This is a genomic window from Cyanobium usitatum str. Tous, from assembly GCF_003011885.1.
In the GTDB taxonomy this organism is placed as follows: Bacteria; Cyanobacteriota; Cyanobacteriia; order PCC-6307; family Cyanobiaceae; genus Cyanobium_A; species Cyanobium_A usitatum.
On sequence record NZ_PXXO01000017.1, the window covers coordinates 19,732 to 42,395 of the forward strand.

General features: G+C 63.1%; 23 protein-coding genes and 1 tRNA gene. 17 read left to right on the forward strand and 7 right to left on the reverse strand.

What is annotated here, in order from left to right:
- Positions 1–40 precede the first annotated feature (40 nt).
- The 6 genes from C7K55_RS12030 (at position 41) to C7K55_RS12055 (ending at position 4,408) form a co-directional block, all read left to right on the forward strand.
- Complete coding sequence (locus C7K55_RS12030; protein WP_106632970.1) at positions 41–676, forward strand: DUF3318 domain-containing protein; 636 nt, start codon at positions 41–43, stop codon at positions 674–676.
- Positions 669–1,079 (forward strand): ribosome silencing factor, encoded by a 411-nt coding sequence (gene rsfS, locus C7K55_RS12035; protein ID WP_106632971.1) that lies wholly within the window; start codon positions 669–671, stop codon positions 1,077–1,079. Before C7K55_RS12030 ends, rsfS begins: the two co-directional genes overlap by 8 nt.
- 5 nt (positions 1,080–1,084) lie before the next feature.
- Positions 1,085–1,567 carry a CGLD27 family protein gene (locus tag C7K55_RS12040; RefSeq protein ID WP_106632972.1) on the forward strand — a complete coding sequence of 161 codons (483 nt, stop codon included), beginning with the start codon at positions 1,085–1,087 and terminating at the stop codon, positions 1,565–1,567.
- Between the two features lie 18 nt (positions 1,568–1,585).
- Positions 1,586–2,557, forward strand: coding sequence for an asparaginase (locus C7K55_RS12045; protein WP_106632973.1), 972 nt, complete (start codon positions 1,586–1,588; stop codon positions 2,555–2,557).
- Between the two features lie 43 nt (positions 2,558–2,600).
- Positions 2,601–2,677: transfer RNA gene (locus C7K55_RS12050), tRNA-Met, on the forward strand.
- 84 nt (positions 2,678–2,761) lie between these two features.
- Positions 2,762–4,408 carry a GMC oxidoreductase gene (locus C7K55_RS12055; protein WP_106632974.1) on the forward strand — a complete coding sequence of 549 codons (1,647 nt, stop codon included), beginning with the start codon at positions 2,762–2,764 and terminating at the stop codon, positions 4,406–4,408.
- 153 nt (positions 4,409–4,561) lie between these two features.
- Here the strand turns inward: C7K55_RS12055 and C7K55_RS12060 are convergent, their stop codons facing one another.
- Together C7K55_RS12060 and C7K55_RS12065 are read right to left on the reverse strand one after the other, a co-directional pair.
- Positions 4,562–4,831 carry a DUF2811 domain-containing protein gene (locus C7K55_RS12060; RefSeq protein ID WP_106632975.1) on the reverse strand — a complete coding sequence of 90 codons (270 nt, stop codon included), beginning with the start codon at positions 4,829–4,831 and terminating at the stop codon, positions 4,562–4,564.
- A 380-nt stretch (positions 4,832–5,211) separates the two neighbouring features.
- A complete protein-coding gene (locus C7K55_RS12065) occupies positions 5,212–6,351 on the reverse strand; it encodes a sirohydrochlorin chelatase (protein WP_106632991.1) in 1,140 nt (379 codons plus the stop codon).
- A gap of 77 nt (positions 6,352–6,428) precedes the next feature.
- On the opposite strand from C7K55_RS12065, the gene C7K55_RS12070 reads away from it, so the two are divergent.
- The 3 genes from C7K55_RS12070 to C7K55_RS12080 all read left to right on the forward strand — a co-directional run bounded on the left by C7K55_RS12070 (position 6,429) and on the right by C7K55_RS12080 (position 8,313).
- A complete protein-coding gene (locus C7K55_RS12070) occupies positions 6,429–7,091 on the forward strand; it encodes a ParB-like protein (RefSeq protein WP_106632976.1) in 663 nt (220 codons plus the stop codon).
- A 67-nt stretch (positions 7,092–7,158) separates the two neighbouring features.
- Positions 7,159–7,605 (forward strand): universal stress protein, encoded by a 447-nt coding sequence (locus tag C7K55_RS12075; RefSeq protein WP_106632977.1) that lies wholly within the window; start codon positions 7,159–7,161, stop codon positions 7,603–7,605.
- 42 nt (positions 7,606–7,647) lie between these two features.
- Positions 7,648–8,313: a hypothetical protein gene (locus tag C7K55_RS12080; RefSeq protein ID WP_106632992.1), complete on the forward strand. Its 666-nt coding sequence runs from the start codon at positions 7,648–7,650 to the stop codon at positions 8,311–8,313.
- Here the strand turns inward: C7K55_RS12080 and C7K55_RS12085 are convergent.
- Entirely contained in the window at positions 8,310–10,709 is a 2,400-nt protein-coding gene (locus C7K55_RS12085) for a glycogen/starch/alpha-glucan phosphorylase (RefSeq protein ID WP_106632978.1), read from the reverse strand. The genes C7K55_RS12080 and C7K55_RS12085 overlap by 4 nt on opposite strands.
- Before the next feature lie 177 nt (positions 10,710–10,886).
- On the opposite strand from C7K55_RS12085, the gene C7K55_RS12090 reads away from it, so the two are divergent.
- Positions 10,887–13,055 (forward strand): glutamine synthetase III family protein, encoded by a 2,169-nt coding sequence (locus tag C7K55_RS12090; RefSeq protein WP_106632979.1) that lies wholly within the window; start codon positions 10,887–10,889, stop codon positions 13,053–13,055.
- 16 nt (positions 13,056–13,071) lie between these two features.
- On the opposite strand, the gene C7K55_RS12095 is transcribed toward C7K55_RS12090, so the two are convergent.
- Entirely contained in the window at positions 13,072–13,785 is a 714-nt protein-coding gene (locus tag C7K55_RS12095) for a hypothetical protein (protein WP_106632980.1), read from the reverse strand.
- A 280-nt stretch (positions 13,786–14,065) separates the two neighbouring features.
- Here C7K55_RS12095 and C7K55_RS12100 point away from each other — a divergent pair, with 280 nt between their 5' ends.
- Entirely contained in the window at positions 14,066–14,269 is a 204-nt protein-coding gene (locus C7K55_RS12100; RefSeq protein ID WP_106632981.1) for a hypothetical protein, read from the forward strand.
- A gap of 9 nt (positions 14,270–14,278) precedes the next feature.
- On the opposite strand, the gene C7K55_RS12105 is transcribed toward C7K55_RS12100, so the two are convergent.
- Positions 14,279–14,530, reverse strand: a complete 252-nt coding sequence (locus C7K55_RS12105) for a hypothetical protein (protein ID WP_206603515.1) — start codon at positions 14,528–14,530, stop codon at positions 14,279–14,281.
- A gap of 280 nt (positions 14,531–14,810) precedes the next feature.
- Between C7K55_RS12105 and C7K55_RS12110 the strand changes: the two genes are divergently transcribed.
- Genes C7K55_RS12110 through C7K55_RS12120 form a run of 3 tightly spaced genes read left to right on the forward strand, consistent with a single transcriptional unit; the run spans position 14,811 to position 16,339 of the window.
- Positions 14,811–15,248 (forward strand): molecular chaperone DnaJ, encoded by a 438-nt coding sequence (locus tag C7K55_RS12110; RefSeq protein WP_193486321.1) that lies wholly within the window; start codon positions 14,811–14,813, stop codon positions 15,246–15,248.
- A 51-nt stretch (positions 15,249–15,299) separates the two neighbouring features.
- On the forward strand, positions 15,300–15,869 hold the full coding sequence (locus C7K55_RS12115; RefSeq protein ID WP_106632983.1) for an esterase/lipase family protein: 570 nt from the start codon (positions 15,300–15,302) through the stop codon (positions 15,867–15,869).
- Positions 15,869–16,339 (forward strand): glycosyl-4,4'-diaponeurosporenoate acyltransferase CrtO family protein, encoded by a 471-nt coding sequence (locus C7K55_RS12120; protein ID WP_106632984.1) that lies wholly within the window; start codon positions 15,869–15,871, stop codon positions 16,337–16,339. Before C7K55_RS12115 ends, C7K55_RS12120 begins: the two co-directional genes overlap by 1 nt.
- On the opposite strand, the gene C7K55_RS12125 is transcribed toward C7K55_RS12120, so the two are convergent.
- Positions 16,340–18,520, reverse strand: a complete 2,181-nt coding sequence (locus C7K55_RS12125) for a beta-glucosidase family protein (RefSeq protein ID WP_106632985.1) — start codon at positions 18,518–18,520, stop codon at positions 16,340–16,342. It lies immediately after the preceding gene.
- Positions 18,521–19,160: 640 nt separating this feature from the next.
- Between C7K55_RS12125 and C7K55_RS12130 the strand changes: the two genes are divergently transcribed.
- The 3 genes from C7K55_RS12130 to C7K55_RS12140 all read left to right on the forward strand — a co-directional run bounded on the left by C7K55_RS12130 (position 19,161) and on the right by C7K55_RS12140 (position 21,798).
- Positions 19,161–19,364 (forward strand): cupin domain-containing protein, encoded by a 204-nt coding sequence (locus C7K55_RS12130; protein ID WP_106632986.1) that lies wholly within the window; start codon positions 19,161–19,163, stop codon positions 19,362–19,364.
- Between the two features lie 594 nt (positions 19,365–19,958).
- Positions 19,959–21,059, forward strand: coding sequence for a glycosyltransferase family 2 protein (locus C7K55_RS12135; RefSeq protein WP_241518355.1), 1,101 nt, complete (start codon positions 19,959–19,961; stop codon positions 21,057–21,059).
- A 469-nt stretch (positions 21,060–21,528) separates the two neighbouring features.
- Complete coding sequence (locus C7K55_RS12140) at positions 21,529–21,798, forward strand: ribbon-helix-helix domain-containing protein (protein WP_106632987.1); 270 nt, start codon at positions 21,529–21,531, stop codon at positions 21,796–21,798.
- 248 nt (positions 21,799–22,046) lie between these two features.
- On the opposite strand, the gene C7K55_RS14245 is transcribed toward C7K55_RS12140, so the two are convergent.
- A complete protein-coding gene (locus C7K55_RS14245; protein ID WP_106632988.1) occupies positions 22,047–22,163 on the reverse strand; it encodes a sigma factor in 117 nt (38 codons plus the stop codon).
- Positions 22,164–22,664: the final 501 nt, after the last annotated feature.

Genomic DNA, 22,664 nt, shown 5'->3' on the forward strand with positions numbered 1-22,664 from the left:
GCTGGAATCGCTAACCTGATTGATAACGCGGAAGCCCTAGATGAGTGAGCTCCAGCGCCTGAAAGGGCTGCTGCCCCCTGAATTACAGAGCTGGGTGTTTGTTGAAGCGGCCGCCTCGGTGGAACCGCCCCTGATCACCATCGAGGAGATCGGTCGCGATGAAGTCGAAATTCAGGTCGACCTGGAAAGCTGGGACGGGCTGGCGATAGACCATCGCAACCTGCTGTTTTGGCACGAGGTGGGCCGCGTCCAGAACGATGCAGTACCCCGCGACGGTTGGGAAATGGCGGCCCTGGCGATCGGCCTGGGTGGAGCCATCGGTGAGCTGTGGGTGCAGGACGGCCTCCTCCTGGTGATGGCCCTGGGCCTATCTGGCTTTGCCGGCTACCGCCTCTATCTCAAAAACAACTCCGAAAAGCGGTTGCAGGACGCCATCGCCGCCGATGAGCGGGCCATCGACCTGGCCACCCGCTTCGGTTACACCCTGCCCAATGCCTACAAGAGTTTGGGCGGCGCCCTCAAGGAGCTGGTGGAGCAGACCCGCAAGAAAAAGAAGCGCGCCTTCTACGAAGACCGGCTAGAGGCACTGCGCAAGAGTGCCGGCAAGGCCCGGGCCGAAATGGCCCAGCAACAGGGCTCGCGTCAATCCGTCACCAGTGAGAACGTCTATGGCTGATTCCCCCGCTGGCAGGCCCACGACCCACCAGGAGCTCGACAGCGAGCAGCTGGCCAAGCTGGCGGCGGAAGCCTGCGACGACCGCAAGGCCGTGGACATTCGCCTGATCCGCGTTGACGAGGTGTCGTCGTTGGCCGATTGGTTTGTGATCTGCAGCGGCCTCTCCGATGTGCAGGTGCGGGCCATCGCCCGCTCGGCTGAGGATCAGATCGAGGAAACCACAGGCCGGCTACCCCTACGGCGCGAAGGCCAGAAGGAGGGCCGCTGGATGCTGCTCGATTACGGCGAAGTGATCGTGCACGTGCTCACCCCCAGCGAGCGCACCTACTACGACCTCGAATCCTTCTGGGGCCACGGCGAACAGGTGCGCTTCGTAAGCTCAATTCCAGCAGTTTCTCCCTGAACGCCATGCCGTGCCCGGTGCCGCCCGAGCAACGGCCCCTGCAGGAATACGAGCAGTTGCTGACCTCCTGGTTTTTTGTTTGGCCGTCCCACGACCTGCCAGGTCTGTTGCGCCCTTTAGCCACCAGCTGGCTGTTGCTGCTGCCCCTCTCCACCTTGGTGGCAAGCGGCAGCTGGGTGCTGCGCCACCACCCGGCCCAGCTGGTGCTGGCGGGCATGGTGGCTGCAGTGGCGTTGCCGATGCTGCTGCTCGTGCGCCAGTGGCTCGGATGGAACTACGTGCACCGCCGCCTGGTCTCCGAGCGGGTCGAATACGAGGAATCGGGTTGGTATGACGGACAAGTGTGGGAAAAGCCCCTGGCCTGGCGCCAGCAGGACCTGCTGGTGGCCCAGCACCAGGTGCAACCGGTGCTGCGGCGGCTGCAACAGGGCGCAGCCCTGGCGGTAATCCTGGCCCTGGTGGGGGCCAGCCTCTGTCAGGCTCTTTAGATCAGTTCCTGGGCTTTTGTGACCCTGTCCTCCAGTTTCGGTGGCACCGCCCGCGGGGGCGTCCCTCCCTTGGAGGTGCGGCTGCTGCGCAACGGCATCGTCGAATCGCGCCACCGGGTGCATGCGGTGGTTTGCGACGGCCGCGGCCGCGTATTGATGCGGGCAGGCGAGCCCCAGCAGCTGAGCTTTGTGCGCTCTGCCCTAAAGCCCTTTCAGGCCACGGTTTTTGTGAGCAGTGGCGCCGCCGACCATTGCAATTGCGGCGAGCGGGGCCTGGCGATCGCCTGCGCTAGCCACACCGGCACGGCCATGCACGCCCGCGAGGCCTTCAAGCTGCTTTGGGGCGCTGAAATCGAGGCCGAGCAGCTGCAATGCCCCGTTCCCGACTGCGGCAAAAGCCCCCTGGAGCACAACTGTTCCGGCAAGCACGCCGCCTTCCTGGCCACCTGCCGGCAACTGAACTGGAGTACCGAGAGCTATCTACAAAAAGAGCATCCTCTCCAGCAGGAGGTGCTTAAGCGCGTGGGCGATTTGCTCGCCCTGCCCGCCGCCGAGCTGCTCACCGCCCGCGACGACTGCGGCGCCCCCACCCTGCAGCTGCAACTGGCCCAGATGGCCCTGCTCTACGCCCACCTGGGCGCCGGCAGCCAGGCCGACCTGGAGCGCCTCAGCCGGGCGATGCTGGCCCACCCCGAACTGGTGGCAGGGGAGGGGCGCTTTGACACCGAACTGATGCGCGGCGGCCACGGTCAAGTGGTGAGCAAGGGCGGAGCTGAAGGCATCCAGTGCCTCAGCCGCGTCGGCGAAGGCATGGGGGTAGCGATCAAGGTGGAAGACGGCTCCGCCCGAGCCAAGCAAGCCGTAGCCCTGCACCTGCTCGAGCAGCTCGACTGGCTAACGCCGATAGCTCTCGAAGAGCTGCGCACTCGCTTCTTGATCCCAGCCCCCCATCTGCGCCTGGAAGTGATCGGAGAGCTGCGCTTCGACTGAGCGGCAGTACTAGGCACTTCGACTGGTATGGTTAAGAGGTCGACGCGGGGTAGAGCAGTCTGGTAGCTCGTCGGGCTCATAACCCGAAGGTCGCGAGTTCAAATCTCGCCCCCGCCACCACTTCCCAAAGCCCCGGCAGTCTCCTGTCGGGGCTTTGTTGTTTGAACGTTCACCTGCGCTACCCCAGCGATCACCGCCCAGAAAATGGCCATCCCCGCCAGCGTGACCCAGCCCGACGCCATCGTGGTGGGCTCCGGCGCTACCGGCGGTGTGGCTGCCATGGTGCTGGCCGAGGCGGGGCTGAGGGTGCTGGTGCTGGAGGCCGGTCCCGAGCTCTCATCCCGCCAGGCCTTCGGCAGCGAACCGCTTAATACGGCCCGGCGTGTGGCCAGCATCGCCAGCGGCCAGCAACGCCTGCAGCGCCACCATCCGGGCTTCTGGAAACACAATCCCCAGCTGTTCGTCGATGAGCGGCTCAATCCCTACTCCACCCCAGACGACGCCCCGTTTTTGTGGAGCCGGGGCAGGCAGGTGGGGGGCAAAAGCCTCACCTGGGGAGGCATCACCCTGCGCCTATCCGACTACGAATTTGGTGCGGCTGAGCGCGAGGGTCAGGGGGCAAGCTGGCCGATCGGCAGCGCCGAGCTAGCGCCTTACTACACCCGCCTTGAGCAGTTGCTGGAGGTGCATGGAGCCTGCGACGGCCTGCCCCAGCTGCCCGATGGCCACTTCCAGGCGCCCCTGCCCTTCACCCCAGGCGAGCGCCACCTGCAGCGCCGCATCGGCAACGAGCTTGGCTTGCCCCTGATCCACTCGCGCGGCTTCAACCTGCACCGGGGTGCGGGCTGGCCCCGCTCCGCCAGCCAGGGGCGCACGTTGGCACGGGCCCTGGCAACAGGGCGCACCCAGGTGCGCAGCAACGCCGTGGTGAGCCACCTACTGCTCGACGGCGAGCGGGCCCAGGGCGTGGTGCTGGTAGATGGCAAAACGGCAGCCCGCGAGCGCATTGAGGCGCCCTTGGTGGTGCTCTGCGCCTCAACGATCGAGACCCTGCGGATCCTGCTGCACTCGAGCGAAGCCCACCAACGCGGCGGCCTAATCGATCCATCCGGCAGCCTCGGGCGCTATCTGATGGATCACATCTCCAGCAGTCGCTTCTTTTCGATTCCCGGGGTGCCGGCCCTTGATGGGCCCAGCGAACTTTCTGGGGCTGGTAGCTGCTTCATACCCAACACGGTCAACCTGGATGCGGGCAGCGAAGCTGATTTCAGTGGCGGCTATGGCCTCTGGACAGCCCTGCAGCGCTTTGATCCACCCGCCCTGCTGCAGCGACGCAGAGGCGAGGCGGTGGGTTTTCTGATCGGTCACGGCGACGTGCAACCCAACGCCGACAACCAGGTGACCTTGAACGGCGAACATCTCGATGCCTGGGGGCTACCCACCGCCCACATCAACTGCCGCTGGGGTGCAAACGAGCAGCGCCTGGTGGCCCACATGCACCGGCGCATGGAGGCGGTGGTGGCAGCTGGTGGGGGGCAGATCCGGCCCATCGAAGAGCTATTTGTGCTGCCGCTGCTGGAGCCCTGGATCCGCACCAGCCTGGCGGTGAGTCCCGAGGCGCCACCACCTGGCTACTACATCCACGAACTCGGCGGCGCCCGCATGGCAAGCCAGCCCGAGACAGGTGTGGTCAATCACCTCAACCAGTGCTGGGGCGCCCCCAATGTGCTGGTAGTCGATGGGGCCTGCTGGCCCCGGGCCGGCTGGCAGAGCCCAACCCTCACTGAAATGGCCATCACCTGGCGCGCATGCGAAGCCGCCGCCGCCAGGTTGCGCCAAGGAGACCCATAACCCGGTTGCGATCCGGTGTCTATCGCCACAACCAGCTTGAGCAACCCTGCTCACAATGGCAACGTCGACCTCAAAAGGGGTCGGGCAAGGGAGTCTCAGGCGGAGGTTGGCCCCTCCGCCTTTTTTTTGTTATCCGCCACCAGATTTGAAAATTCAGGGGCGCAGGAACAGGCCGTTGAGGTAATGCTGGCTCACCCCCTTATCGGAGCAGCCGTGCTGAAACAGGAAGCTGGACAGCGCTGAGGAGATCAAGCGGTATTGATCCCACTGGGGGTGGCTGCGCAGGAACTCGCGCATGCCATCGAACAACACCTCTGGCACCTCCGCCTCCAGGCTGATGCTGCCGGCTTCTGCCTCCACTAACCCTTCTGCGCAGCTGGGCTGCTCCATACATCGTTGGAGGTGACTGCGCTCGGCTGCCATAACGAAACACGGGATGGGGTGACTCAGTAGGCCACATCGCTGAAGGTCCGTCAAAGCCTGAAGGCCAGGGCGAAACCACACCGTTCTCAACTGAGATTGCCTGTGCCGGCGGCTCCGTAACGACGCAGCGAAGCTTTTCAAAGCCTCCGAGGGCGACCGCTGGTGGTGATGTCAAGGCCAGACTGAACAAAAGCAGTTATTCCCCAACTGCCAGGCCTAAACTGGCTTAAAAGCCTCATTTCTGGGGAAAACCCCTAATAAACCGGGGAAAAGACGGCAAAATTGTGGAAAGGGATAACCAATCAGCAGAACTGATGAGCTGGAGTCTCGCGAGACTTCCGGCAAGCTGAGAAGACTGAGCCTCGGCAAACCGAGAGGGCTCAGCTGCTGCCGCCCTGGCGCAGGGTTGTGGGACCGAGGGGATGGTCCGCGTGGGGGTAGGGCAGATGGTGATGGCTCTGCCCGTGGTCGTAGCTGAGACCGTGGTCGTGGCTGTGCCCAGGAGAGTGGTCGTGATCGTGGGAATGGTCGTGGGTGTGTCCGCCCACTGGAATCGGCACGCCATCGGGCTGGCAGGCACCGGTGCACTCGCGCTCACAGAGGTCACAGCCGTCGGTGAGCCCTTCCACGTGGTGATGGTGGCTGTGCTGGGGCGCCCCAACCTCAGTCTCAAAGCCCAGCACCTGGGCCCGGTATTTGCACAGCGAGCAATTCATGTTGGCGTCACCGCGCACCACCTCGGCCACGCGCTCCACAAAGGTTTCAAGCACCAGGGGGTGATCTGCCAGATAGGAGGCCTTCAGGAACTCCACCTCGGGATGGTCCTGGGCCACCCGCTCGGTGTGCTGCTGGATCCGACTCACCAGCACCCCGGAAAACAGGAAATAGGGGAAAACGACAACCCGGCGATAGCCAAGTCTCACCAGTTGGCGAAGTCCGGGCTCCACCAACGGAAAGGTGACCCCGGAATAAACCGTTTCACCCCAGCCAAAACCAAAACCCTCCACCAACATCCGCGTCACCTTGGCGACATTGGAGTTGGCATCGGGGTCGGACGAGCCCCGGCCCACCACGACCAACATGGTTTCGTGCAGGGGCACCTCTGTGGCTGCCCCATCAAGGACTTCGCGAATCCGGGCCCCGGCGGCCTGAATCATCTTCAGGTCAACCCCCAGTTCTCGGCCGTAGTCGATGCGCAGACCCGTCTCCGCCGCGTAGGTATTGAGCACCGAGGGGATGTCGTTTTTGGCGTGGCCCGCTGCAAACAGCATGGCCGGCACGGCCAGCACGTGGCTTACCCCCCTGGCTCGCAGCGCCTCCAGGCCATCGCGCAGGATCGGCCTGGCAAATTCCAGGTAGCCGTATTCCACAGGCACCTCGGGCAACAGCGCTTGGAGCCCCTTGGCCAGCTCGGCAAACTCGGCCACTGCCAGCCGATTGCGGCTGCCGTGGCCGCAAACCAGCACCCCAATCGAGCCGTGGGGACCGGCACTCAGGTCGGGATGGGAGAGGGAAGCCATGGCCACTCGCACTTGAGGCCGACCTTATTCCGGGAAGCAGCGGGTCAGGATGGGGATATCCGGGCTGCCTAGCCGCCATGGCCCTGCGCCTTCCCCCATACCAGCCATTGCCGGCACCGCGCCCGGGGGGTGAGCTGCTTGAGGTGCCCATCGCCCAGCTGCGCCCCACCCAGCTCTGTGTGGGACTGGCTGAAGTGCGCAGCAGGCTGCGCGATTTCGGTGCCGAAAATGCCCGCGAACGCCGCTCCTACCTGGGCAGCAAGCCCGTGCCGCTGGTGCGCAGCGCTGATGGCAGCGTGTGGATGGTCGACCGCCACCACCGCCTACGGGCCCTGATCGAGATCGAACCCGGCGCCACCGCCTTCGGCTACGTGGTGCTCGAGCTCGACAGCCCCGACCCCCAGCAGGTGCTTGCTGCCCTGCATCAACGCGGCTGGCTCTACCTCTATGACGGCAGGGGCTTAGGGCCCCTCCCCCCCAGCGCCCTGCCCGAGCAGCTCACAGGCCTGCAGGACGACCCCTACCGCAGCTTGGTGTGGAAGCTGAAGCAGGAGGGGGTGCTGGCCGCCGCCCCTCTGATTCCCTTCCACGAATTCCGCTGGGGGGCCTGGCTGCGCAGCCGCCCCCTGCCGCCATTCAGCTCCGAGCAACTCGAGCCGGCCCTGCCCCGCGCCCGCGCCCTGGCCCGTTCACGAGCCGCCGCCCACCTGGCTGGCTGGAAGGGCTCAGGCAGTTGCTAGGCGGCGCCAGTTGCTAGGCGGCGCCAACTGCCCCAGGCTGGAGCTCCACCGCTCCCCTGCGCCGTAAATGCCATACAGCCACCTGCTGGTGCCCACCGATGGCTCCGAGCTCTCAGACAAGGCCGTGCAGCAAGCGGTGGCGCTGGGCCAGAGCCTGGGAGCTCGCATCACCTTTTTGCACGCGCAATCCAACTTCCCCATCTCCCTGGTGGGCGTGGGTGAGCTGGTGGACCCCAATACGGTGACCGCCCTGGTGCAAGCCGCTCGCCATGGCGCCGAGCAAATCCTGGCGGCAGCAGCAGCAGTGGCCCAGGCCGCCGGGGTGGTCAGCGATCAGGACACCGTGGTTAGCTCCATGCCCTACGCGGCAATCGTGGAGGCGGCCAATCGCCATGGGGCTGATCTGATTGTGATGGCCTCCCATGGCCGCCGCGGCCTGGAGGGGGTGCTGCTGGGCAGCGAAACCCACCGGGTGCTTACCCACAGCAGCTGCCCGGTGCTGGTTGTGCGTTGAGCTCCGGCCACTACGCTGCCTGCGACAGCAACAGGCGTGCCGGTGGCTAAGGACGAAACGAGCAGGGGTGAAGAACTGCAGGGCTTGGGCTGGACGCCTGAGGAGGTGCGCCAATACGAGGAGCTGTGGGAATACCGGCAGCGCTGGGGCGCCATCAACCTGGAGCCGGAAGATCGGGTGTTGCTGCGGCGAGCTGAAGCAGCCCTGCCCAAGCGAGTTGCCCATGGCAAGAGCTCGCTCAAAAAAACACTGCAGCAGAAATCTCACTACCGCTGGCTATGTCTCTATCGAGACGCCATGCTCGCCGCCGCCGAAGGCCTTGGCCTCCAGCCCGGCGAAGAAGCCGCCTGGGTGATTCTGCTCGAGGCCGAGTTAAGGGCCCTGGATCACTACGAGCCGGTGCTGGGCTTGCCTGACACCCTCAAGGCCAAGGCCCTTTTGCCGGTCCGGGAGGCCTGGATCGCTGCCATCGCCACCCAGGGACGGGAGCTCAGCTTCGACTTCGACGCACCTCTGGACGCCCTCAAGCAGCAGGAAGCCACCAGCTGGAAGCCCCTGCGCAACGTTGGGGCCCGCTCCTATCCGGTGCTTGAAGCTGGCGCCGCTGCCAACTTCCGCACCCAGATGAACCAGGAGGTAGCCCAGCTGATCCGCTCCAGCTTCCCCTCGCTTAAGGACAGCGACAAGCCGGAGCCCACAAGCGCCTAAGGCGCCGGGGCGCCGGCGCTGGTCTGCACCGGTACCCGGCCCACCTTCCAGATGCGCTCGGCGTAGTCAGCGATCGAGCGGTCGCTGCTGAAGAAGCCACAGCGCATCGTGTTGTGCAGCGACATCCGCGCCCAGCGGCCCCGGTCGAGCCAGGCTTCATCTACGGCGTTTTGAGCGCGGCGGTAGTCGGCCACATCAGCCATCACCCGGAAGGGATCGTGGCTGGTGAGGCTGGCCAACAAGGGGTGGAAGAGCTCCCTATCACCCTCGCTGAAGTAGCCAGAGCCGATCAACTCCAGGGCCTGGCGCACGGCCGGGTCCTGCTCGATCCAGGGCATCGGGTGATAACCGCTGTGGCCCAGCTGCTCGATCTGCTCTGCGGTGTGGCCAAAGAGGAAGAAGTTCTCAGCACCAACGCAATCGCGGATTTCGATGTTGGCCCCATCGAGGGTGCCAATCGTGACCGCACCATTGAGAGCCATCTTCATGTTGCCGGTGCCGGAAGCCTCCTTACCAGCGGTGGAGATCTGCTCAGAGAGATCCACCGCTGGATACACCAGCTGGCCCAAGCTGACGCTGAAGTTGGGCAGGAACACCACCTTGAGGCGGCCATCCATGGCCGGATCCATGTTGACCACGTCGGCGATACCAACCAGCAGGCGGATGATCAACTTGGCCAGGGCATAGCCCGGAGCCGCCTTGCCACCGAACACAAAGGTGCGCGGCGGCAGGTCTTCACCGGCGCGGATGCGCAGATAGCGCTCAACGATCTGCAGGGCCGCCAAGTGCTGGCGCTTGTATTCGTGGATGCGCTTGACCTGCACATCAAACAGGGAGGTGTGATCAACCAGCACCCCCAGCTCGCGGCGCATGTACTGGGCGAGGCGCTGCTTGCCGAGGTCACGAACCGCCTGCCAGCGCTCCAGGAACGCAGAGTCGTCGGCAAAGGCGGCAAGACCTTGCAGCTCCTCGAGGTGGGTGCGCCAGCGATCGCCGATCGCCTCATCGAGCAGGGCCGCCAGCGGTGGGTTGGCCACCGCCAGCCAGCGCCGCGGTGTTACGCCGTTGGTGACATTGGTGAAGCGCTCCGGCCAGATCCGGGCAAGATCGGCAAACAGGTTCTGCTTAAGCAAGGTGCTGTGCAGTTCGGCCACGCCGTTGACGTGGTGGCTGCCCACCACCGCCAAGTGGGCCATGCGCACCCGGCGCTGCGGGCCCTCCTCAATTAAGGAAATGCGCTGCAGGATTTGGGAATCGCCGGGATAGCGAATCCGGGCCATGCGCAGGAAGCGGGTGTTGATCTCGTAAATGATCTCGAGCTGGCGGGGCAGCAGCTGCTCAAACAGCTCCACGCCCCAGGTTTCCAGGGCCTCGGGCAGCAGGGTGTGATTGGTGTAACTGATGCTGGCAGTGGTGATCGACCAAGCGGTATCCCAATCGATGCCGTACTCGTCCATCAGCAGCCGCATCAACTCAGCCACGGCGATGGCTGGATGGGTGTCGTTCAGCTGCAGCGCAAACTTGCGGTGGAAGTCGGTCACCTCCAGCCCCTGGCCCCGCAGGATGCGGAACATGTCCTGCAGGGAGCAGCTGACGAAGAAGATCTGCTGGGACAGACGCAGCCGCTTGCCCTGGTCCAGCTCGTCGTTGGGGTAGAGGACCTTTGAAAGGGTTTCCGCCTGCATCTTGCGCAGCACCGCCCTGGTGTAATCGCCGGCGTTGAAGGAGGCGAAGTCGAAGGCCTCGGGAGCCACCGCCGACCAGAGCCGCAGGGTATTGGCGGTGTTTACGCCATAGCCGAGGATTGGGGTGTCGTAGGCGACGCCGATCACGGTGTGTTCACCTATCTGCACCGGATAGCTCCACTCAGGCCGGATCACCTCCCAGGGATTGCCATGGGCCAGCCAGGGATCGGTGCTCTCCACCTGGCCGTGGGGGGTGATCTGTTGGCGGAAGATGCCGAATTCGTAGCGGATGCCGTAGCCGATCGCTGGCAGCTCCAGCGTCGCCATCGACTCCTGGAAGCAGGCGGCCAGTCGACCTAAGCCACCATTACCAAGTCCGGGTTCGGGCTCCTCGGCGATCAGCTCCTCAAGGCTCAAGCCCAAGCTGGCGCAGGCCTCCCGGGCTGCCTCCACCAAGCCCAGATTCACCAGGTTGTTTTCCAGGTGCGGGCCCAGTAGGTATTCCGCCGACAGGTAGGTGGCCGTGCGGACATGCTCGCGGGTGTATGTGTCTGCGGTGTCGACCCAGTTTTTGAGCAAGCGATCACGCACCGCCAAAGCCAGGCAGCGGTAATGGTCGTGGCTGGTGGCAAGGGAGCTGGACTTGGCCTGACTGAAGAAGAGATGCCCTTGCATGGACTCCTTCAGAGCCTGGCTATCGGCTGAGGCCATCCCTGACTACCTGGAAAGTGAAAGTCTGGGGCTGGCGACTCAAATTCGCAGCAGCGTGGTCACGGTTACCGCACACGCCAAGCCAGGGCCAATCGCGCCGCTGGTATCAACCGCAGCAAAGTTTGGAGGGGGGAACAGCTTTGGGTAGGGGGAGTGACGTTCAGTGGCGAACTCCCCATGCCCTCCCAACCACGCCTTCAAGCCCTCGAAAAGATTCTCAGCCGCCCCGCCGCCCTTACAGCACCGATTCAGCCCCTCGATGAGCTCTGGGCTAGCGACGTATTCACCCTCGACAAGATGAAGGCGGCGCTGCCGAAAGAGATCTTCAAATCGGTGCAGCGCACCATTAAGGAGGGCAGCAAGCTCGACGTGTCGGTGGCAAACGTTGTAGCCCAGGCGATGAAGGAGTGGGCCACCGCCCGAGGTGCCCTGTATTACTCCCACGTTTTTTATCCGCTCACCAACTCCACTGCCGAGAAGCACGACGGCTTCATCTCACCCCAAGGCGACGGCACGGTCTTCACCGAATTCACCGGCAAGGTGCTGGTGCAGGGCGAGCCCGACGGCTCCTCCTTTCCCAATGGCGGTATCCGCTCCACCTTTGAAGCTCGCGGCTACACCGCCTGGGACATCACCAGCCCCGCCTGGCTGATGGAGACGCCCAACGGTGTCACCCTCTGCATCCCCACCGTCTTCGTCTCGTGGACCGGCGAGGCCCTCGACAAAAAAACCCCCCTGCTGCGCTCGATCGCAGCCGTAAACAAACAGGCCCACAGGCTGCTCAGCCTGCTGGGGGAAACCACCATTGCCCCGGTCAACTCCAGCTGCGGCGCCGAGCAGGAGTACTTCCTGATCGACAGCGCCTACGTGCCCCTGCGGCCAGACCTGCTGTTGGCCGGCCGCACCCTGTTCGGTCGCCCCTCCGCCAAGGGCCAACAGTTTGACGACCACTACTTCGGCGCTATCCCGGAGCGGGTGCAGGTGTTCATGCAGGAGGTGGAGCGGCAGATGTACCGCCTGGGGATTCCGGCCAAAACCCGCCACAACGAGGTGGCCCCATCCCAGTTTGAGATTGCGCCTTTCTTCGAGGCCGCCAACGTGGCCACCGACCACCAGCAGCTCACCATGACCCTGCTGCGCAGCACGGCGAAGAAACATGGTCTGGCCTGCCTGCTGCACGAGAAGCCCTTCGCCGGCATCAACGGCTCTGGCAAGCACGTCAACTGGTCGATCGGCAACGCCACCCAGGGGAACCTGCTCGATCCGGGCAAGACGCCCCATAAAAACCTGCAGTTTCTGATGTTCTGCGGAGCGGTGATCCGCGGCGTGCACATGTATGGCCCCCTGCTGAGGGCCGTGATCGCCACCGCCAGCAACGACCACCGCCTCGGAGCCAACGAAGCGCCCCCGGCAATTATCTCGGTGTATCTGGGCAGCCAGCTGGAGGATGTGTTCAACCAGATCCGCGAGGGCCGGCTCTCCGGTTCGGCCCTCGGCGGCGTGATGGACTTCGGTGTGGATACCTTGCCGGAATTCGACAAGGACGCTGGTGATCGCAACCGCACCTCGCCCTTTGCCTTCACGGGCAACCGCTTCGAGTTTCGCGCCGTCGGCTCCAACCAATCGGTGGCTGGCCCGCTTGTGGCCCTGAACACCATCCTGGCCGATTCCCTCGCCTGGATCTCCAGCGAGCTGGAGGCAAAGCTGGGAAGTGGCTACGGCCTTGAGGAAGGGGCTCTGGCCGTGCTCAAGACCCTGATCGAACAGCATGGCGCCGTCGTGTTTGGCGGCAACGGCTATTCCGATGAGTGGCACCGCATGGCCGTGGAGGAGCGGGGCCTGGAAAACCTGCGCACTACCGCCGATGCCCTGCCGGTGTTGGAGCGCCAATCAATGCGCGAGCTGTTCGAGCGCACCGGCGTGCTCTCGGCCGTGGAGCTGCAGAGCCGCTTCGAGGTTTACGCCGAGCAGTACATCCTGGCGATCGATGTGGAAGCCAAGCTGGCCGTCCAGATCGCCCGCACCCAGGTGTATCCGGCGGCGATCCGCTACCTCGGCGAACTAGCTGAATCCCTGCAACTGCAGAGTTCCCTAGGCATCCAGGTATCGCCGGAAACCTCCAAGGAGGTGGCTGGACTGTGCCAGTCGTTGATGGACATCAGCGGCCAACTGCAAAACGCCATCGACCATCCCCCCCACGGCACCGAAGCCCACATGCGCTACTCGGCCGACACCCTGGTGCCGTTGATGGCCGACTTGCGCGTGGCGGTTGACGGCTTGGAGGCCCTGGTCGACGACAACCTCTGGCCCCTACCCACCTACCAGGAGATGCTGTTCGTGCGTTGAGCCAGGCTGCGCCCGCTCACTGCGGAAAAACGCTGATGCGGGCGCGTTCTACGTAGCTGGGGTCGGCCATGGTGTCGACCTCAAAGCTGGTCCAGGTGGCACTGGGTGCGGGGCTGCGCTCAAGCAACGGCCATTCGATACGCCGGCGCTGATAGGTGAGGCCCACACAAGTAAGCGCCTGGTCATCGGCCATCAGCGACCAGAGCACGTGCACCTCGCCGCGGTCATAGGCGATCGGAAGCTCCTGCCCGCCCTGCTCTGGCAACCATCCCGGAGCGAGGGTCAGGCCAGTCTGATTTTCCCAGCACAGGTAAGAGCCGTTATCGGTGGGATAAAACCAGCAGGTCTCATTGGCTGCCTCAGCCAGCGGAAAGCGATCCAGCAGCTCCACCTGCTGCACTTGCAGCCAAGAGCCTTCGGCGGGGCCCCTAACGGCGTAGACCCCGATCCACAAGGAGGGCACGTCAAACTGCGTCACAACGGCATCGCAGATCAGGGAACGCCGCTCTGGCGCTGAGCCGAGGGGATCTTCACCGGCGATGGTGGCGCAGCTATTAGCCACCAACTCATCGAGGCTGCCCTGCCATTGATCTGGCATCCGAAACAGCCTCAGACCCCGGCCGCGATCAGGACCCTGGTGGCCTTGGGCCGCAACCAGAGCCTGCCAATCAACGCCCTCTTCGGGCAACTCCTGGACCCTTGTCAAGAGAAAGGCTAGGGAGTGGAGCATGGGTGCCTGCACAGGTCAGGGGCGCAGTAAAAGCGGACCCTAGAAGCCCTGACTGTTTAAGGCGGTGTTCTTGGCTGCCGGTCAGAGCACCAACTCCACGATCACAAAGCCCACAAGGGCCGCCAGAGCCAGCAGGGATGGCACACGCATCGAATTCTGCACTGCTCAATTCTTAAGCAAATCCTAGGAGCGCTGGCTGGCCCTGGTTTGGGATCGGGGAGGTCTTCACATCTCTTGCTCCTGAGAGACTGGGGTCATCAGCAATCCGGCACCCCAGGCGATGCAAAGCAGCGAGGGCAGCCACCGCACAGCTTTCAGCCTGGTGCTGCTGCTCGGGGTGGCCATCGGCCTACACGTTTATGCCCTACGGGTGAAAGAGGTAAAACCGAGTCGCCAGCTGCCAAGAACCAGCCTTAGCCCCGATGGCCAGGGGCGCGTGGCCGGGTCCCAATCCAGCCGGATTCAGCGACTACTTGAAAACTGAAAGCCAGCCTCAGCGCTCGAAGGCAAGGCCCACCAAAGAACGATTGGCACCCTTGACTTGCCAGCAGCCCTTCACCGGCCTGTAGCCACAGCCACGGCCATGGGCCTGGGTGATAAGTACGCCATGGCCGCCTGGACACAAATCGAGCTGCGGATCAACCCATATCGCCACGCCACCAGCACTGAAGTTGGCGATATCAACGGGAATTACAGGCAGCACCCTGCCCTCCCACTGCAACCAGCCCTCCATGGGTTGCTCCACTGGCCAACGCTGACCCTCGCGGAGGTTGGCGAACCCAGCCAGAGGCCTGTTTCGCAGGCGAAATCTGGTCAGCGATCTCATAAAACCCCCACTACGCAGGCCAGAGAAGACCGATCGCGGCAAGCGCGCCTCACCTCTTCTTAAGTTTAGACCCATCTGACACTGGATAGGATGAGGTCCCGGCAGCCTTGTCATAAGACGCTCCAGAAGCGCAAGGCACAAAGATCTCGCCCCTAGCCAGCCATGAGCGTCGCCTAGGCCACCACGGGGCTTGCCGGCCATGGAGGACAGTGGATATATCGCGGCAGAGCTGATGCCCCAGACCATGCAAGCCAATTTGACCGGTCTGGTACCGACCCGATCGCCACGGGCCGCTGCCGCGCCAGCTGAAGAGACAAGCCAGTCCCAGCGGGGATTCGGCGGATCGGGCCAGAGCAAGTCACGACGCAAAGGGGGCAAAAAGCGCAGCCCTGCGCTGAGCAAAGCCGACTGGGGCCCTCTGGGTAAGCATCCCGATCTTGATGCGATCGTGGCGCGTCAGCGATTACACCTGCCCCTGGCCGGGCGCATCGGCGCCGACGAAGTCAACCGAGCTTGGAAGAGCGCCGCCGCCGAACACCACCCAGACCGCGGTGGCAGTCACGACACAATGCAACGGGTTAACGGGGCGCGGGATCTGCTGCTGGGTCGCAGCACCGTGGTGGAAAGGTCAGATTGAGTAATTGAATCGGATGGTGGTCCCATCGCCGATGCAACCCCCCTGGTTCTGGTGCACGGGCTGCTCGACAGCCCCGCGGTTTTCAATGCGCTTAAGCGCTGCCTGGGCAACCAGCGCCAACCGCTGTTAATCCCCGAACTACCGCTGCGGTTTGGCCTCACCCCTATCTCCGAGGCGGCCGAACTACTCGGTAGTCATATCGAAGCGGCCTTCGGGCTGGAGCAACCCATTGATCTGCTGGGCTTTTCGATCGGCGGCGTAATCGCCCGGACCTGGATCCAGCTGCTGGGCGGCCAACACCGCACCAGGCGCTTCACCAGTGTGGGAAGTCCCCAGCAAGGCACCCTCACCGCCCAGCCCTGGCCGGGCCGCCTACTGGCGGGTATCGCCGACCTCAAATCGGGCAGCCCCCTGCTCACCGAGCTCAACGGCAACCTCGACGCCCTGGCCGGGATCGACTGCTGCAGCTTCTATTCGACCATCGACCTAGCCGTACTGCCCGGCTGGCGGGCCGTGCTGCCTGTGGGCCGCACCCAGATGCTGCCGGTGTGGGCCCATCCCCAGTTGCTGCGCGCTCCCAAATCGGTGCAGCTACTAGCCCAGGAGCTGTTGCGGCCCTGATGACAAACCTTTCTCCGCTGATGACAGCCACCTCCAGCGCCCTGGGCTGGCTGCTCTGGAGCCTGCTCGTGGGCTCCCTGGCCAACAGGCTGCCAGCCGCTTGGTTAGAGCGGGAGCACTGGTTTATGCGGCGGCCATGGAGCGAAAGCCGTCAGGGCTTCGAGAGCCAGCTGGCGATCCGCAGCTGGAAGCCCTGGCTGCCCGATGCCGGCCACGCCCTGCCCAAAGGGATCGCCAAGGCAAGCCTGGTGGGCCGGGAGAGCATCAAGCTGGAGCGGCTGGTGCTGGAAACTCGCCGGGCCGAGCTAGTGCATCTAGCCCTGTGGCTTTTCTGGACTATCACCCCCCTGTGGCTGCCGCCGGCGGGGGTGCTGATCAACCTCGCCTTTGCCACCGCCTTCAACCTGCCCTGCCTGTGGGTGCAGCGCTACAACCGCCTGCGGCTGCAGCGCCTGCTGGGCAAAGGCTGATCAGGGGCCCAGATCCGTTGCCTCGCAATTGATCTCCAGCAGCACCCCCCAATCTTCACTGTGTTGGCCAACCCGCAGGCGATGGCAACCCGACTCCAGCCAAAAGTGGCTGGAGGCTTCATCGAAATAGGCCAGTTGACGCAGCGGAATGAGCAGCTGAAGCCGCCGGCAGTTGCCTGGCTCCAGCGCCACCCGAGCAAAGCCCACCAGGCTGCGCTGGGGCCGCTCCAGCACTAACCCAGGCGGTTCGGCGTACACCTGCACCACAAACTCACTGGCCAGCAGGCCGGCATTTTGGGCAGTTACAGCCAGCCGAATTTGATCTGGCTGCAGCTCGGCCTCCGCCTGGCTGAGGCGCAGCTCTGCGTAGGAGAGCCCAAAGCCGAAGGGGAAGGCGGCCGGATTGCCCTCTCGCTGCAGGCGGCGGTAGCCGTGCCAGAGGTCGTAGCGCACCTGGGGAGCCCGGGGCTTGAAATCAGGCAGGTGGTCGGCGCTGGTGGGAATGGCGAAGGGCAGGCGCCCACTGGGCGACACCTGGCCGAACACAACATCGGCCAAGGCCTCACCGCCCCGCTCCCCCGGGTACCAGAGCAGCAGGATCGCCGGCACAGCACGGCGCCAGGCCTCGATCAAGATTGCCCCACCTCCCATCAACACCACCACTGTGCGGGGGTTTGCCGCCAGCACGGCCTCGATTAAGGCCACCTGCTCAGCGGGCAGCTCCAGGTTGGTGCGGTCGCCGGCGGCGAAATCGCCCCCCTGACGCGCCGAGCCGTAGCTGGTGATGGCGGCAATGGCCCGGGCCACCGGCGGCCACCAGCGCCGTAGCAGGGGATGGGGGGGCGGTATCTGGCGCAGGATCGGCGCGATGTCGCCGGGATGGATGTGCTCCCCCTCCAGGCGCCAGTCGAGGCCCACTACCAGCAGGGCCGCCTCACAGCTGGCGGCCAGGGCAGTGGCTTCAGCCAGCCGCTCGCCACTGGCGTAACGCACAGCCCCCGGCGCAGCCGCTGCCTGCAGCCCCTGCAAGGGTGTGACCACCACGCCTGGCTCGGGCCGGGTGTCGGAGGAGCCGCGATCGCCCAGGTTGGCGATGGCGGCCAGGCTGCCTACCACCGCCAGCGAGCGGGCCGGATCCAGGGGCAACAGGGGGGGGCCATGGGGGAAGGCCTCGTTTTGAAGCAGCACGATCGACTTGGTGGCAGCCTCCCGGGCCAGGGCCCGGTGCTCGGAGCAGCCGCGCAGGCTGGTGGGATAGGGACCCTGGGGCACGGCGAGCTGCACCCGCAGCTGGCGCAGCACGGCGTCATCCACGCGCTGCTGCGGCAGCCGACCATCAGCAACGGCAGCCGCCAGGCAACCGGCAAAGATCATGCGGAAGGGCATTTCCAAGTCCTGGCCGGCCCGCACCGCGGCAACGCCATCGCGCATCCCGAAGATGAAATCGGTCACCACGAAGCCCCTGAATCCCCAGCGCTGCTTGAGGATTTCGTTGAGCAGCGCGGGGTGCTGGCCGCACCACTCGCCATTCACCTGGTTGTAGGCGCTCATCAGCGAGCCCGCCCCGGCCTCTACGCAGGCGCGGAAGTGGGGCAGGTAAAGCTCGTGCAGCACCCGTTCACTCACCTGCACGTCCACCAGGAAGCGAGAGCTGTCGATCGAGTTGAGGGCGAAATGCTTGACGCAGGCAACGGCGTGGCGCTGGATGCCGCGGGTCATTGCCGCCCCCAAGCAGCCGAGCAGCACCGGGTCTTCGCCATAGGTTTCCTGGGCCCGGCCCCAGCCGGGGTGGCGCAGCAGATTGACGCACACCGCCGCCAGCCAGTTGGCCCCGAAACTGCGGGCCTCGCGGGCCATGGCCACGCCGATCCGCTCCTCCAGATCCACGTCCCAGCAGGCACCGCGAGCAATCGGAGCGGGGAAGGTAGTCGCCCCGCCCTGGAGCACCACCCCCCGCGGGCCATCAACAAACTGCAGACCGGCTAGCCCCAGGCGCGGCAACACTCCCGCTGGCCAGGGGTGCAGGTGGGAGGCGTCGCGGCTGGCAATTTCCACCATGCCGGGCCAGAAGTCGGTATCGCCCTCCAGCAGGGCAAGCTTCTCGGCAACGCTGAGCTGGGCCAGCAGCTCTTGGGCCCGGCGCTCAATCGACTGCTGATCAGTCTCTGGTGGCGCCGTCATGGCCTTTTCCCAAGCGGCATAAAAACTAGGAAGCCCGGAGCGCGTGCCCCGGGCTTCTGTTGACCCAGCTGTGGCGTTTGCCCGGAGGGGTGGGGCGCAGCTGGGCGCAAGTTAGATAGCAATCAGATCGTGAGATCTGGGTGTCTTCAGTTGTACTGCGGAGCTGCTGACGCAAGCACCTGAGGCCAGGTGACCAGTGGGACGTCTCGATTAATCCGGGGCACCTAAGGCGGCGCAGTGGAGGCTTTTCAGCCAAGAGACGTCAGAGATCCGTCGAGAGTGTTGGAGCAGGGGCCGGATCGTCAGCGCACTCCTGGCAAATGCTCAGGGGGGGTGTCTTCCATCAGTGGAGCCTCCGAATCCCGATGTCCACACGATCTCTCCGCCAAACCAAAAAGGCAACCATCCATACCGCTGCCGCAATGGCTCTTCACCCGCGGCAATCAGACTTCATGAAGGCCGCTTCACATCTGAGGCTGGAAAGGACCCAGGATTTCGATCAGCTACTTCGGCACCCTTGAAGAGAAAATCCAGGCTGGGGATTCTGGCCCTGGCGTGAAGGTAGAAACCCTGAGCCGCAGCGATCGCTCCTGGAATGGGGACCTATTGCCCAAGCTCAACGGTGTCCAAGCCGAAGTAGGTGATCAACCAAACGGGCGACTTTCTATTCATCCCAGCGGGCACCACCCACAGGCCGGCAAACCTCAGCGCCAGCGAGGCGGCCATTGCAATCGTGGCCCGCAACGATGCCAACGAGCAAGAGCATGTGGAGCTGCACGCCCCTCCGGGTAAGGCCGAGAGCGCACCAGATACATCAACCTGTGCAGCACCAGGCCACAAATAGTTATTAAGGCCTGCAGCGTCAGGGGGAATGCGGCGCCGCCATGGTGGGCGATGGGGTAAACGCCGCACCGGCCCAAGCTAATGCTGGCAGGAGCAGCAAAGGCGCTTAGCTCTCTTTCAGAGATAGTGAATTAATCGCTACTACGCAATTAAGACAGCATCAAGCTTGGCCTTCATGGGAATCCCCCATGCCGCGCTGCCATTAACTACATCACTACCGAAACAGCCAAAAGATCAAATGCTTGTACTTGACAAGCTTAACCGCATAAGCTATTTACAAGATAGCGAATGATAATCTAGACCGGCGGGGTTAGACCTCTGGTTAGCAGATAAACTCCTACATACAAAAACAGAAAGATCAAAAGCAAGCCACCAACAAATAATTTCCCATCCATCGGTGGTAGCTGATTTAGTTTTCGCCATCCTATCCAAGCAGAACCGGCCTCATCAGCGCATTGGAGCGGGACGAGAAGGGTTAAGAGGTGCTGCTCCTCAAGCAGATAGACCCGCCCAAGTCATTCAGCTGCAAATCCGAGGTAATGATTGATAGTTCCAGTCCCTCTCCCTAAGGTGAAAATTCTCCTCAGGTAACTGAGTGTTAATTGGCTGGCTGGAGGTGTCGCTGCTGGTGCGCTGGCTGCTGGGCTGGATTCTGGCCTTGAGTCTGCCGTCCCTTCCGGCCTCCATGCCGCTGCACCAACGAACAGTGTCCGTGTTGATACCTGCCCGAAATGAGGCAGCAACCTTGCCGAATCTACTGGCGGCCCTCAGCAACCAGGTTCTCAGGCCCGCTGAAGTGATCGTGGTCGACGATGACTCCAGCGACGGTACCGCCACCATCGCCCGCCAGAGTGCTGACACGCTTGCGATCAAGGTGATTCAGCCACCTCCTCTTCCCGAAGGCTGGTGCGGCAAGACCTGGGCTCTTCACCACGGGGTGCAGGCCAGCCGAGGGGATGTGTTGGTTTTTCTCGACGCCGACACCGAGCCTGCCCCACAGTTCCTACAGCGGCTACTCGCCCAACACGAGCAGCAAGGAGGACTGGTCTCGGTACAGCCCTATCACCGCACAGAGAAGCCTTACGAGCAGCTCTCTCTGCTCTTCAACCTGGTGGGGCTGATGGCGGTAAGGCTGGGGCCGGGCTGTGGGGTTGCCTTCGGGCCAGCGATGGTGAGCAGTCGGGCCGACTATCTGCGCGCCGGCGGCCATGAGGCAGTGGCAGACAAAGTGGTGGAGGATTGGTTCCTAGCCCATCGCTACGAGCAGCTCGGCCTGCCCGTGAGCGCCTGGCTCGGCAGCGATTCGATCGCATATCGCATGTATCCCGGCGGTTTGGCCGACATGGTGGCCGGATTCGATAAGAACTTTGCGACGGCCGCCGGAGAAGTTCGCTGGCCCTGGATGCTGGCGATGCTGCTGTGGCTTTCGGGCCTCTTCTGGGCGGCCTGGTGTCTGCCTGCCGCCTTGCTGGGCTGGCCTCTGGTGGGCCCCCCCGCGATCGGCCCAAATGCATTGATCTATGGCGCCTTTGCTGTGCAGTTGCTGCTGCTCAGCCGCCGGGTAGGGCGCTTCCATTGGATCAACCTGATCTTTCCGATTCCAGTGCTGTTCTTTCTAGGGGTGTTCATCCTCGCGATCTTCAAGCTCGAGCGAGGACATGTTGAGTGGAAGGGAAGGCGATTCAAGGCACGCTGAGGAGCCTTAGGAGGCGTGATCTGCGGGTTGATACAACCTTGCGGGCCTGCTGAGGCAGCTCGTGCAAGGTTGCTATGGCTGCTCGATTAGTGGGTATTTAAAAGAGGGCTGATCACACATCTGCTGCCGATCCGCTGATAAAGCTGAATTCCAGCAATTTGATGAGCATCATAGAAAAAACAAGCAGTTTTAATGTGCACCCACATGACTTGACAGGGGAAGATCTCTAGCCTGGATGCGCGCCAAGGCCTTAAGACGATTTTAGCCAATGCACGGGAAAAACTGCGGCGCTGTGCCTCACCCTGCAGCAGATTACAAAAATCCGCATAAACTTGAGGCCGTGGGCAGCATAAATACTCCAAATAAGTGCAGATTCTCCCAGGGATAAACGAATATGATTATTTCACCACTCGCAAGAGTGCCGCTTCTGCTTAATTTTGCCCCCCCCCCAGATCGATAAAGTACTGCAATGAACGATAAACTACGAATTCTTCAGCGCCAACCACGCAGGATCTCAATTACATTAAGCTACAATGTACATGAGGCTTTGATAAAAAGATCAGACGAAGAGGGCCGCTCTGTTTCCAACCTTTGTGCATTCCTGCTTGAAGATGCTTTAAAGGATCAGAGAGAACTGATAGGCATACACAGTCGAGACAATATAGTGGATGGTTTGGCCGGTAAAAAGTTGATGCTTAACGGTGATTCCGTGTCTAATGGATTTTCTCGACGACAGTAGAGCATGCGGCAATTCCAGCCAAGCATCTTACGCAAGGTACAGGGCTGGCTCAATAGCCCTCCTTAGCTTATTAGGTGCTCGCCACTCTACAGGCTGAATATGTTGCTTTGCCTTACCCGTTGATTTTGCAATATCGACAAAAAGCCATTCGCTTTTTAACACAAAGTCGGTGGCCTATCAGTTCTTGCTCATCTGCAGAAAGCAATCTCAGACATTACTGAATCTATCATTGTCTTGAATAAACCTAATTATAGATTGCTTAATCCCTCAATATCCATAGGCAGAAAGCGATAGCCCCTGGTCGGATCAAATTTTTCCACGGCTCGCACAAGACCCTTATTGCCTGCCTGAACAAGATCAATCATGCCAATTTAGTCACCCCTTGTCCGAAAACTATATTGCTTGACAACACTAACAATGAGCCTAAGGTTACCATTCATTATCCGGACGAAAGCACGGCGTCCCCTTCGCTGTTTGACGCTCGCGATGTTGTCAAAGTCTCGCCATTTTCTATTCATTCGCCCAGGCTCAACCTTTTCCTCTTCACGCAGTAGCGGAATGCCACCATTCGCCTGTTTATAATCACTTAAGCAATCAGCCATGGAGACCAGCGAAGCAACTGTGGTCATGCTCCTCCAGAAGCCTCGACTTTAAAATCAAATCAGCACATATGCTTACTTAGTGCCGCGCTGCGCAGCCCCCCCCCCCCCCCCCCCCCCCCCCCCCCCCCCCCCCCCCCACCCCCCCCCACCCCCCCACCCCCCCCCCCCCCCCCCCCCCCCCACCCCCACCCCCCCCCCCCCCCCCCCCACACCCCCCCCCACCCCCCCCCCCCCCCTCCCACCTCCCCCCCCCCCCCCCGCCCC

Excerpts from the sequence above, each read along its gene's own strand:
- C7K55_RS12060 (WP_106632975.1), bottom strand. The coding sequence starts at position 4,831 with ATGGCAGCCGAGCGCAGTCACCTCCAACGATGTATGGAGCAGCCCAGC.
- C7K55_RS12100 (WP_106632981.1), top strand. The coding sequence starts at position 14,066 with ATGCAAAGCAGCGAGGGCAGCCACCGCACAGCTTTCAGCCTGGTGCTG.
- C7K55_RS12125 (WP_106632985.1), bottom strand. The coding sequence starts at position 18,520 with ATGACGGCGCCACCAGAGACTGATCAGCAGTCGATTGAGCGCCGGGCC.
- C7K55_RS12055 (WP_106632974.1), top strand. The coding sequence starts at position 2,762 with ATGGCCATCCCCGCCAGCGTGACCCAGCCCGACGCCATCGTGGTGGGC.
- rsfS (WP_106632971.1), top strand. The coding sequence starts at position 669 with ATGGCTGATTCCCCCGCTGGCAGGCCCACGACCCACCAGGAGCTCGAC.
- C7K55_RS12075 (WP_106632977.1), top strand. The coding sequence starts at position 7,159 with ATGCCATACAGCCACCTGCTGGTGCCCACCGATGGCTCCGAGCTCTCA.
- C7K55_RS12120 (WP_106632984.1), top strand. The coding sequence starts at position 15,869 with ATGACAAACCTTTCTCCGCTGATGACAGCCACCTCCAGCGCCCTGGGC.
- C7K55_RS12065 (WP_106632991.1), bottom strand. The coding sequence starts at position 6,351 with ATGGCTTCCCTCTCCCATCCCGACCTGAGTGCCGGTCCCCACGGCTCG.
- C7K55_RS12030 (WP_106632970.1), top strand. The coding sequence starts at position 41 with ATGAGTGAGCTCCAGCGCCTGAAAGGGCTGCTGCCCCCTGAATTACAG.
- C7K55_RS12095 (WP_106632980.1), bottom strand. The coding sequence starts at position 13,785 with ATGCTCCACTCCCTAGCCTTTCTCTTGACAAGGGTCCAGGAGTTGCCC.
- C7K55_RS12110 (WP_193486321.1), top strand. The coding sequence starts at position 14,811 with ATGGAGGACAGTGGATATATCGCGGCAGAGCTGATGCCCCAGACCATG.
- C7K55_RS12070 (WP_106632976.1), top strand. The coding sequence starts at position 6,429 with ATGGCCCTGCGCCTTCCCCCATACCAGCCATTGCCGGCACCGCGCCCG.
- C7K55_RS12085 (WP_106632978.1), bottom strand. The coding sequence starts at position 10,709 with ATGGCCTCAGCCGATAGCCAGGCTCTGAAGGAGTCCATGCAAGGGCAT.
- C7K55_RS12090 (WP_106632979.1), top strand. The coding sequence starts at position 10,887 with ATGCCCTCCCAACCACGCCTTCAAGCCCTCGAAAAGATTCTCAGCCGC.
- C7K55_RS14245 (WP_106632988.1), bottom strand. The coding sequence starts at position 22,163 with ATGATTGATCTTGTTCAGGCAGGCAATAAGGGTCTTGTGCGAGCCGTG.
- C7K55_RS12040 (WP_106632972.1), top strand. The coding sequence starts at position 1,085 with ATGCCGTGCCCGGTGCCGCCCGAGCAACGGCCCCTGCAGGAATACGAG.
- C7K55_RS12140 (WP_106632987.1), top strand. The coding sequence starts at position 21,529 with ATGAACGATAAACTACGAATTCTTCAGCGCCAACCACGCAGGATCTCA.